This is a genomic window from Caulobacter sp., assembly GCF_035254145.1.
Taxonomy (GTDB): domain Bacteria; phylum Pseudomonadota; class Alphaproteobacteria; order Caulobacterales; family Caulobacteraceae; genus Caulobacter.
Genome location: NZ_DATFAV010000213.1, coordinates 1 through 9,726, shown reverse-complemented (window position 1 = coordinate 9,726; position 9,726 = coordinate 1). Strand labels below are relative to the sequence as shown.

The 9,726-nt window shown below is 66.8% G+C and carries 11 protein-coding genes; 6 read left to right on the top strand and 5 right to left on the bottom strand.

Annotated features, from left to right (window positions below; all coding sequences use genetic code 11):
- Nucleotides 1-130: 130 nt before the first annotated feature.
- From rlmN to VJ655_RS13060, 4 genes are all read right to left on the bottom strand, one after another.
- Nucleotides 131-1,354, bottom strand: coding sequence for a 23S rRNA (adenine(2503)-C(2))-methyltransferase RlmN (rlmN, locus tag VJ655_RS13075; protein WP_324111728.1), 1,224 nt, complete (start codon nt 1,352-1,354; stop codon nt 131-133).
- A 137-nt stretch (nt 1,355-1,491) separates the two neighbouring features.
- The gene (locus VJ655_RS13070; RefSeq protein WP_324111726.1) at nt 1,492-2,292 is read right to left on the bottom strand and encodes an SDR family oxidoreductase; all 801 of its coding nucleotides are present in this window, start codon (nt 2,290-2,292) and stop codon (nt 1,492-1,494) included.
- A 171-nt stretch (nt 2,293-2,463) separates the two neighbouring features.
- Nucleotides 2,464-3,075 (bottom strand): flavodoxin family protein, encoded by a 612-nt coding sequence (locus tag VJ655_RS13065; RefSeq protein ID WP_324111724.1) that lies wholly within the window; start codon nt 3,073-3,075, stop codon nt 2,464-2,466.
- 144 nt (nt 3,076-3,219) lie between these two features.
- Nucleotides 3,220-3,642 (bottom strand): Rrf2 family transcriptional regulator, encoded by a 423-nt coding sequence (locus tag VJ655_RS13060; protein ID WP_324111722.1) that lies wholly within the window; start codon nt 3,640-3,642, stop codon nt 3,220-3,222.
- A gap of 200 nt (nt 3,643-3,842) precedes the next feature.
- On the opposite strand from VJ655_RS13060, the gene VJ655_RS13055 reads away from it, so the two are divergent.
- From VJ655_RS13055 to VJ655_RS13045, 3 genes are all read left to right on the top strand, one after another.
- Nucleotides 3,843-5,846: a potassium transporter Kup gene (locus VJ655_RS13055; protein WP_324111720.1), complete on the top strand. Its 2,004-nt coding sequence runs from the start codon at nt 3,843-3,845 to the stop codon at nt 5,844-5,846.
- Between the two features lie 3 nt (nt 5,847-5,849).
- A complete protein-coding gene (locus VJ655_RS13050) occupies nt 5,850-6,212 on the top strand; it encodes a DUF1648 domain-containing protein (RefSeq protein ID WP_324111718.1) in 363 nt (120 codons plus the stop codon).
- Between the two features lie 83 nt (nt 6,213-6,295).
- Entirely contained in the window at nt 6,296-7,522 is a 1,227-nt protein-coding gene (locus VJ655_RS13045) for an argininosuccinate synthase (RefSeq protein WP_324111716.1), read from the top strand.
- A gap of 63 nt (nt 7,523-7,585) precedes the next feature.
- On the opposite strand, the gene VJ655_RS13040 is transcribed toward VJ655_RS13045, so the two are convergent.
- Nucleotides 7,586-7,786, bottom strand: coding sequence for a KTSC domain-containing protein (locus tag VJ655_RS13040; RefSeq protein ID WP_324111714.1), 201 nt, complete (start codon nt 7,784-7,786; stop codon nt 7,586-7,588).
- Between the two features lie 171 nt (nt 7,787-7,957).
- Between VJ655_RS13040 and VJ655_RS13035 the strand changes: the two genes are divergently transcribed.
- The 3 genes from VJ655_RS13035 (at nt 7,958) to VJ655_RS13025 (ending at nt 9,725) form a co-directional block, all read left to right on the top strand.
- Nucleotides 7,958-8,365: an MAPEG family protein gene (locus VJ655_RS13035; protein WP_324111712.1), complete on the top strand. Its 408-nt coding sequence runs from the start codon at nt 7,958-7,960 to the stop codon at nt 8,363-8,365.
- A gap of 7 nt (nt 8,366-8,372) precedes the next feature.
- Complete coding sequence (locus tag VJ655_RS13030) at nt 8,373-9,041, top strand: LysE family translocator (RefSeq protein WP_324111710.1); 669 nt, start codon at nt 8,373-8,375, stop codon at nt 9,039-9,041.
- Nucleotides 9,042-9,137: 96 nt separating this feature from the next.
- Nucleotides 9,138-9,725, top strand: coding sequence for a CC0125/CC1285 family lipoprotein (locus VJ655_RS13025; protein WP_324111708.1), 588 nt, complete (start codon nt 9,138-9,140; stop codon nt 9,723-9,725).
- Nucleotide 9,726: the final 1 nt, after the last annotated feature.

The following is a 9,726-nucleotide window of genomic DNA, read 5'->3' as shown; positions in this document are numbered from 1 at the left end:
ACGCAGTCGACGGATGAGGGGTCGCACAAACGGAATCGCCGCGACGACGGCCAGGCCGGTCGCGGCGGAATCTTTCTTCGACCCCTCACCCGGCCCGTTGGGCCACCCTCTCCCGCAAGGGGAGAGGGAATCAAGCCGCCTCGTCGTCGTCCTCGCTCAGCATGCCCGCCATGGCCGCCATCGACAGCTTGCGCAGGGCGCTGGCGCGGACCTTTTCGCTCTCGCTCTTCAGCTGACCGCAGGCGGCGAGGATGTCGCGGCCGCGCGGGGTGCGGATCGGCGAGGAGTAGCCGGCCTTGTTGAGGATCGCGGCGAAGGCCTCGATCGTCGCCCAGTCCGAGCACTGATAGTCGCTGCCCGGCCACGGATTGAACGGGATCAGGTTGATCTTGGCCGGTATGCCCTTGATCAGCTTGACCAGGGCCCGGGCCTCGTCCGGGCTGTCGTTGACGCCCTTGAGCATCACATACTCGAAGGTCACGCGGCGGGCGTTCGACAGGCCCGGATAGGCGCGGATCCCGGCCATCAGCTCGGCGATCGGATATTTCTTGTTCAGCGGCACCAGCACGTCGCGCAGGGCGTCGTTGGTGGCGTGCAGGCTGATCGCCAGCATGGCCTGGGTGGTCTCGCCCAGTTTCTGCAACTGGGGAACCACGCCCGAGGTCGAGACCGTGATCCGGCGCCGCGAGATGCCGATGCCCTCGTTGTCGCTGATGATCTCGATGGCGTCGGCCACGTGGCCCAGATTGTAGAGCGGCTCGCCCATGCCCATGAACACGATGTTCGAGAGCTGGCGGTCTTCCTTGTCCGACGGCCATTCGGCCAGGTCGTCCTTGGCCACCTGCACCTGGGCGACGATCTCGGCCGCCGTCAGGTTGCGGACCAGCGGCTGGGTGCCGGTATGGCAGAAGCTGCAGTTCAGGGTGCAGCCGACCTGGCTGGACACGCACAGGGCGCCGGCGCGGCCCACGCCCGGGATGTAGACGCTCTCGACCTCGATGCCCGGGGCCATGCGGATCAGCCACTTGCGAGTGCCGTCCTTGGACACTTGGCGCTCGACGATTTCCGGACGGGCGATCGTGAAGACCTCGGCCAGGCGCGCGCGGGTCTCCTTGGCGACGTCGCTCATCTGCGCGAAGTCGGTGACGCCGCGATGGTGCATCCAGCGGAAGATCTGCGTGGCCCGCATCTTGGCCTTGCCGTGCTCGACCACGCCGCTCTCGACCAGGGCCGCGACCAGCTGCGGGCGCGTCAGGCCAGACAGATTGATCGAGGGTTTGGCGCCGATGGACGGCGAGTCGGTTGCGGGCGCGGCGTCGGACGAGACGCGCGACAGGTCTAGGGTGACGCTCAAGGGGATGTCCGGATGCTCGGGGTGCGAGGCGGACATATAGCAGGTCCGGACCGGTTTTCCAAAAGGACCGGGCTGCGACCCAATTCCTGTCATCCCGGCCGCAGCCAAGCGGAGAGCCGGAATGACAGCTTCGGCGGCTATACCTTGCGGAACCGTCCGCCCTGATTGGCCATCAGCGCCAGGGCCCAGTCGTCGGGCAGCAGCTTGGCGACGGCGGCGATGGCTTTGTTCGGCGCGCCGGGCACGCAGATCGAGCGATTGGCCTCGGCGGCCTCATAGCCGGCGGCGGCGACCTCGTCGGCCCCCAGCCACATCCACTCCGGGACGCCCTGGCTGACCTGGCCGCGCGTGCCGTTGACGTCGTGGAATTCCGAATAGGTGAAGCCCGGGCACAGGGCGGACACGTGGACGCCGGTCGACAGGTTTTCCAGGTGCAGGCTCTGGGAGAACTTGACCAGGAAGCCCTTGGTCGCCGCGTAAAGGGTGTGGCCGGCCGCGCCGGGGACCAGTCCCGCCAGCGAGGCGACGTTGACGATGCGGCCAAAGCGCCGCTCGACCATGCCCGGCAGCACCTTGTGGGTCATTTCGCAGACGCTGGTCAGCATCAGCTGCAGGAACTTCGCCTGGTCGGCCCAGGCGGTGGCGTCATAGGTCCCCGGCAGGCCGTAGCCGGCGTTGTTGATCAGGGCGTCGACGACGCGGCCCTGGTCGGCGATCGCGGCCAGCACCGTGTCCACGCCGATCGGCTCGGCCAGGTCGGCGGGGATGGCGTAGGCCTCGACGCCCGAGCGCAGCCTGATCTCGGCGGCGAGGCTCTCGAGGCGATCGGCCCGGCGCGCGGTCAGGGCCACGTCATAGCCATGGCTGGCGTAGATGCGGGCGGAGGCGGCCCCGATTCCGGCGGAGGCGCCGGTGATCAGGGCGAGGCGGCGAGCCATGCTGGGGTGATCCGGTGAGAGCGAAACTTCGCCGGAGACCAGCACGGCCCGCGATTTGGTTCAAGCAGCCCTCTCGTCCGGATGGGCGGGAGGGACGCGCCGATGAGCGGGCGCGCCCCTCCCGGGTCACGGCGGGGAGGGAGACCGCCGCGACCTTGGGAGATCCTGGCCTTAGGCGGCCTTGGCGAGCGCCTCGACGGCTTCCGCGCCGGCAGCCCAGCGAACGGCGGCCTTGGCGATGCGCTCGCCCAGCAGGCGGGCGGTCTCGCGGTCGCCGGCCGGCGGGGTGATTTCAGGCGAGGCGTTGTCGGACTGGGCCGCGACGCCGATGAACGAGCCGACGCGGTTGATCGTGTCGGGGCCACGCTCGGCGGCGGTCACGCTGGGAGGGGCGACGCCGAGGTTCACCCAGTTCATGCCGTGCTGAGCCGCGAGGATCGCCAAGCTGTTCAGCGCATGCAGCTTGTCGCCGGCGAAGCTGTGCGAGTTGGTGAAGCCGGCGGCCAGCTTGTCCTTCCAGGCGCTGGTGAAGAACACCGAGGCGGTGGCGTCGGCGAACACTTTGAACACGCCCGAGACGTCGCCCATGTAGGTCGGCGCGCCGAATACGACGGCGTCAGCGGCGGTGATGGCCTCGATGAACGGGGCGAAGTCCTGGGCGGCGCTCTCGATCTTCAGCAGCACGGGGGTCTGGCCGGCGTCACGGACGCCTTCGGCGACCTTCTGGGCCAGGACTTCGGTGTGGCCGTAGCCCGAGTGATAGGCGATGGCGACGGTGGTCATTGGAATATCCCTCCGGTTTCGAAACTGAAACGGTAGCGATTACGTAATGGGCCAAACCGACGCCGCCAGAGGATCAGCAACAAATCTTGATGCAATTTTTCTAACGGCCGGATTTAGCGGCGCTGGGGGCCGGAACGGCGGACGCTAGTGCGCGCCGTTCAGCAGGTCGGCGACCGTGATCTGGGCCAGACGGTCGGCGGCGGCGTGGTCGGCGGCCTGGATGGCCAGGCGCACGGCGTCGGGAATCTTCTCGCCCACCGGGCAACCCTTGACCCCCTTGGGCGCGACGCCCAGGTGCGCGCAGCCGTTGACGGCCTTGAGCACGACGTCGAGCGTGATGGTGTCGGCTGGCTTCAGCAGCCAGGCGCCGCCGTTGGCGCCGGCGCGCGCGCCGATCAGCCCCGCCTTGCCCAGCATGGCGGTGACCCGGCGGACCACGACCGGATTGGTCGGGACCGAGGCGGCGAGTTCGGCGCTGGCCACGGCGCGGTCGGCCGAAAAGGCCTCCTTGTGCGCCAAATAGGCCAGGGCGTGCGCCGCAACGGGGAATTTCTGACTGTCGGACATCTCAATTGGGAACGTAAGGTTGTCGCTCGCGCGTTCAACTGAAAACTATTTCATACACGCGATGGGCCTATTCTCTTCGGTAATAGATGAGGCCGACGTCGGGGGATGATTGAACCCGCCGTCAATTAGGTGTATCGCGCCGCGCTTGATCGATATGGGTCGACCGACAGCCTTTCGCCAGGGCGGCCCGGAGGGATTGAATGGCTTCCGAAGCCTCCGGCGCGTCCGTTTCCGATTGCGCCCCCGCCTCTTCCGACATTCCGTTGCAGGATGGTGCTCCGCCCAACGGGTCGGGCCACGGTCCGATTGCGAAGGGCCATGGCTTCTTCGCCCTGGCCCTGGGCTCGATCGGCGTCGTCTTTGGCGACATCGGCACCAGCCCGCTCTACGCCTTCAAGGAGGCTCTGGCCGCCGCCTCGCATGACGGCGTGGCGCGCAGCGAGATCTTCGGGGTCGTGTCCCTGGCGCTCTGGGCCCTGATCCTCGTGGTCACCCTGAAGTATGTCGTCTTCATCATGCGCGCCGACAACAAGGGCGAAGGCGGCGTGCTGTCGCTCATGGCCTTGGCGCAGCACGCGATCGGCCACCGCACCGCCCTGGTGTTCGTGCTGGGCGTGGCCGGAGCGGCGCTGTTCTATGGCGACGCCGTGATCACCCCGGCGATGTCGGTGCTCTCGGCGGTCGAAGGCCTGCGCACCATTCCGGCCCTGGAGCATAGCGTCACCGTCCAGGTCGTGCTGATCATCGCGACGGCGATGCTGCTGGGGCTGTTCTTCATCCAGAGCCACGGAACGGCGCGCGTGGGCGCGCTGTTCGGCCCGATCTGCGCGATCTGGTTCCTGTCGATGCTGGCCCTGGGCGGATGGCACCTGGCGCACAATCCCGAGATCCTGAAGGCGATCAGCCCGCACTACGCCGCCCAGTTCCTGGCGCATCACGGGATGACCGGCTTCGTCGTCCTGGGCGCGGTCTTCCTGACCGTCACCGGGGCCGAGGCCCTGTCGGCGGACATGGGCCACTTCGGCCGCTGGCCGATCCAGGCGGCCTGGAACTTCTTCGTCCTGCCGTGCCTGGTGATCAACTATCTGGGTCAAGGCGCCTTCGCGCTGTCGACCTTCGACGCCGCGGCGGCCGCCGGCCGGCCGTTCCCCGAACTCAACTGGTTCTTCGAGATGGCTCCGGAGGCGCTTCGCCTGCCGCTCGTCCTCCTGGCGGGCCTGGCCACGGTGATCGCCAGCCAGGCCGTCATCACCGGCGCGTTCTCTCTGACCCAGCAGGCGATCCAGCTGGGTCTGCTGCCACGCCTGGACGTGCGCCGCACCTCCGAAACTCAGTCGGGCCAGATCTTCGTGCCGCAGCTCAACACCATGCTGCTGGTCGGGGTCATGGCCATCATGTTCACCTTCCAGACCTCCTCGGCCCTGGCCCACGCCTACGGCCTGGCGGTCACCGGCACCATGGTCGTGACGACCTGCATGGCGTTCATCGTCATGCGCCGGCTCTGGAACTGGAGCCTGCCGGTCGCTCTGTGCTTCCTGGTTCCGTTCATGGTGCTGGACCTGACCTTCCTCAGCGCCAACGCCCTGCGCTTCTTCACGGGCGGCTGGCTGCCGGTGCTGATCGGCGCGGCTCTGTTCACGATCATGGCCACCTGGGTGCGTGGCAGCCAGATCCTGACCGCCAAGACGCGGCGCGACAGCGTGCCCCTGATCGACCTGATGGACATCCTGCGGGCTCGCGCGCCCTATCGCGCGCCGGGAACGGCGATCTTCCTGACCTCGGACCCGGACACCACGCCGGTCGCCTTGATGCACAACCTCAAGCACAACAAGGTTCTGCACGAGCGCAACATCGTCCTGACCGTGCGGACGGCCGACACGCCTCGCGTCGCCGACGAGGACCGAGTCAAGATCGAGAAGGTCAGCGACGACTTCAAGAAGGTCATCGTCAACTACGGCTTCATGGAAAGCCCGAACATCCCCAAGGCCCTGGCGGTATGCCGCAAGCAGGGGCTGAAGTTCGACATCATGGCCACCAGCTTCTTCCTGGGCCGCCGCTCGATCGTGCCGTCGGCCAATTCGGGCATGCCTCTGTGGCAGGATCAGCTCTATATTTACCTGATGAAGAACGCCGCCAACCCGACCGACTTCTTCAAGATTCCGCCCGGCCGCGTGGTCGAGATGGGCGCCCAGGTGACGGTGTAGGCGGTGGAGACGACCCTCCGCGTCCTCGGCGACGGCCTGTCGATCGCCGCCCTGGCCATCATCGCCGCCACCGCCCAGGGCGCGTGGAAGCGCATCCCGAAAGACGTGAAGATTCCCATGCAGTGGGGCCTGGACGGCAAGCCGACCTGGCGCGCGTCCAAGGCCTTGGGCCTGCTGCTGATCCCGGTGATCTCGATCGCGATCCTGCTGTCCTTCACCCTGACCCAGGCGACCTTCACCGACGATCCGACGCGCGCGACGATCATCTTCCTGGTCCGCGCCACGATCGCCGCCAGCCTGGCGCTGTCGCAGCTTTTCCACCTGCGGTTCGTCATCAAGACGCTGCAGGATGAGGGTCAACTCTAGCCGGGCTCATTAGAGCTTGACCCGCGCGTCCTGATCCCGTTGAAGGCGCGCGACTTTGTGTTTCTCTCCGGAAGGACTCCCTCATGGCCGACAAGTCCGTGAAGAAGGTCGTGCTCGCCTATTCGGGCGGCCTCGACACCTCGATCATCCTGAAGTGGCTGCAGACCGAATACGGCGCTGAGGTCATCACCTTCACGGCCGATCTTGGCCAAGGCGAGGAAATCGAACCGGCCCGCGCCAAGGCGCTGGCCGCCGGCGTCAAGCCCGAGAACATCTTCATCGAGGACGTCCGCGAGGAGTTCGTGCGCGACTACGTCTTCCCGATGTTCCGCGCCAATACGGTCTATGAGGGCCAGTACCTCCTGGGCACCTCGATCGCGCGTCCGCTGATCGCCAAGAAGCAGATCGAGATCGCCCGCAAGATGGGCGCCGACGCCGTCAGCCACGGCGCGACCGGCAAGGGCAACGACCAGGTCCGCTTCGAGCTCGGCTACTATGGCCTCGAACCCGACATCACCGTGATCGCCCCCTGGCGCGAATGGGACTTCAAGTCCCGCGAGGCCCTGCTGGACTTCGCCGAGAAGCACCAGATCCAGATCACCAAGGACAAGCGCGGCGAGGCGCCTTTCAGCGTCGACGCAAACCTGCTGCACAGCTCGTCGGAAGGTAAGGTCCTGGAGGACCCGGCGGTCGAGGCTCCCGAGTTCGTCCACATGCGAACGATCGCGCCCGAGGACGCGCCGGACAAGCCGACCATCATCACCATCGACTTCGAAAAGGGCGACCCCGTCGCCGTCGAAGGCGTCAAGATGAGCCCGGCGACCCTGCTGACCAAGCTGAACGAGCTGGGCCGCGACAACGGCATCGGTCGTCTCGACCTCGTGGAGAACCGCTTCGTCGGCATGAAGTCGCGTGGCGTCTACGAGACCCCCGGCGGCACCATCCTGCTGGCCGCCCACCGCGGCATCGAGAGCATCACGCTGGACCGGGGCGCGATGCACCTGAAGGACGAGCTGATGCCGAAGTACGCCGAGCTCGTCTACAACGGCTTCTGGTTCTCGCCCGAGCGCGAGATGCTGCAGGCCGCCATCGACTACAGCCAGACCAAGGTCGCGGGCCAGGTGCGGGTGAAGCTCTACAAGGGCAATGTCACCGTCATCGGCCGCACCAGCCCCAACTCGCTGTACGACCAGGACCTGGTGACGTTCGAGGAAGGCAAGGTCGCCTACGACCACCGCGACGCCGGCGGCTTCATCAAGCTGAACGCCCTGCGCCTGCGCGTGCTGGCCAAGCGCGACAAGCGCGGGTAGTTCGGAGTTCAACGCTGAATGAGGGCGTCGCGAGGAAACTCGCGGCGCCCTTTTCTTTAGGCCCTACACCGTGTTGTACGGATACCGGTCCCGGATCATGCGCTGGAAGAACCGCCCCTTGGACGGCGCGCGGAAGAACGCCTTGCCGACGCGTTCGGGCACGCCGACATAGACGTATTCGTCGCCGTCCTGGAACGTGACGAAGAGCTTTCCATGTTCGGGCGAGTAGTCGATCTCTCGGATCGCCGTGGAGTCCACGTGCATGGCCTTGCCAAGCCTCCGCAAAGGGGATCGTTCGGTCCTAGGAGCGAACGAAGGTCGCGAGGGTTCCCAAGGCCGCTCTCCTAGACTTCTCCAGAGCGCGTGCAAACTCCGGGCGAATACGAATAGTGTCACTGCGTAGCGGCGCGAAGCCGCAGGGGAGGAACACGAAAGATGCATCAGTCCCACGCCTTGGTCGCCATCGTCACGCTGGTGTCGCTGCTGGTCTATGTCTGGATGATCCTGCGCATTCCCGGAGCGCGCCGCCGGACCGGGATCGACGCGCCCGCCATGACCGGCGATCCGGAGCTGGAGCGCCACATCCGCATCCAGGCCAACACCGTCGAGTGGCTGGTCATCTACCTGCCGGCGCTCTGGCTGTTCGCCATCTACTGGAACGACCTGTTCGCCGCCGCCATGGGCGTGATCTGGATCATCGGCCGGATCGTCTACGCCCTGGGCTACGCGGCCGATCCGAAGAAGCGCGAGCTCGGCTTCACCATCCAGGCGCTGGCGACGGCGATCCTGCTGTTCGGCGCCCTGGGCCGGGCGATCTGGGTCTACGCCGTCATCGGCGCGTAGGCCGGGCTTGGAAGCCCATGGCGCGGCGGCCTATACCCGCGCCATGGACCACCTGCCCGTCGATCCCGCCCGCTACGGCGCCTTCCTGGTCGCCATGTTCGTCATGGCCATCACGCCGGGCCCCGCCAACCTGTTCGCCATCGCCACGGGGATGGAGCGCGGCAAGGCGGCGGCCCTGGTCAGCGTGATCGGCATGAACACCGCCACCCTGGTCTGGTTCACCGGCTCGGCGCTTGGCCTGGGCGCCCTGATCATCGCCTTTCCCAAGGCCTTCCATGTCCTGGCCCTGGCCGGCGCGGCCTATCTAGTGTGGCTGGGCCTGAAGTCGCTGTGGGCGGGGATCAGGAACCTGGAGAGCCACGCCTCGGCCACCGTGCGGGCAGGCCGCTCGGCCTTTCTGGACGGCTTCATGGTCCAGATCGCCAATCCGAAGATTCTGCTGTTCTTCTCGGGCGTGCTGCCGCCGTTCCTGGACATCAAAAGACCGCTGGCGCCGCAGCTGGTGATGTTCGCCTGCGCCACCATCGGCATGGACCTGATCAGCATGTCCAGCTACGGCCTGGGCGGAGCGGCCCTTTCCACCCGCATGAACGAGCCTGGTTTCCGGCGCGGCTTTGCGATCCTGGTCGGCGTGCTGCTGATCACCGCGGCCGTTCTGATCGTGTCGCGAGGCTGATTGATTTCAACGCGGACGCAAACTGCGCCTTGGCGAAACCACAAAGCCCCGCCAGAGTTGATTCCAAACTGAGGACTCCGCTTGAAGGAGCAAGTCATGTCCATGAAGAAGGCCGCCATAGCCGCCGCCCTGGCGCTCGCCGCGACGCTGTCGGCTTGCGCGACGCCCACCCCGTACCAGCCGAAGGTCACGTCGGGCTCGGTCACCGGCGGCTTCTCCGAGCAGAAGCTGGAAGGCGACCGCTATCGGGTCAGCTTCGCCGGCAACAGCCTGACCTCGCGCGAGACGGTCGAGCGCTATCTGCTCTATCGGTCGGCCGAACTGACCGTGCAGCAGGGCTACGACTGGTTCGAGACCGCCGACCATCGCACCGATCGCACCGCCCGCACCTATGTCGAGCCCGATCCGCTGAGCCGCCCGGCCTTCGGCTGGGGCCCCTACGGCTACTGGCGCCCGTCCTGGCGCTATTATGGCTCCCCGTACGGCTGGCGCACCTGGGACCCCTTCTGGGGTGACCCCTTCTTCGCCGACCGCGCCCAGATCCGCACGGTCGAGAAGTTCGAGGCCGGCGCCGAGATCGTGATGCACAAGGGCAAGAAGCCGGAAGGCGACCCGCGCGCCTACGACGCCCGCGAGATCATGGCCAACCTGGCCAGCACGATCGTGCGGCCGGAAGTGAAGTAGG